We start from the raw sequence: 259 nt of genomic DNA, 5'->3' as shown, positions 1-259 counted from the left end.
GGATATGAAGCTGGGGAAAAAGCAGTTGAAGTACTACAAGATGGTAAATCTGCTGGAGACATCCCAGCCACATTCCCTGCAAATCTAGTATTAGAAATTAATAGAGATGCTGCTGAAAAAATGGGTGTTGAAATTACAGACGATTTAGAGTCAAGAGCAACACTCGTTGAAACAGTCGAAGAAGAAGACGAAGAATAAAAGGGTGAATAAATATGGTTGGTGCACTATATGGGGCTTTTGAGTCTGGGTTAATATACGC

At 39.8% G+C, this 259-nt stretch carries 1 protein-coding gene; it reads left to right on the top strand.

Annotated elements, in window-relative coordinates:
• A partial coding sequence (locus AOA61_RS30720) for a hypothetical protein (RefSeq protein ID WP_256583521.1) occupies window positions 1-198 on the top strand: 198 nt, incomplete at its 5' end.
• Window positions 199-259 lie beyond the last annotated feature (61 nt).

Source organism: Pseudomonas sp. 2995-1 (assembly GCF_002742505.1).
GTDB lineage: Bacteria > Pseudomonadota > Gammaproteobacteria > Pseudomonadales > Pseudomonadaceae > Aquipseudomonas > Aquipseudomonas sivasensis.
The sequence above is the reverse complement of the archived record's forward strand: the minus strand, read 5'-3'. Positions and strand labels throughout refer to the sequence as shown.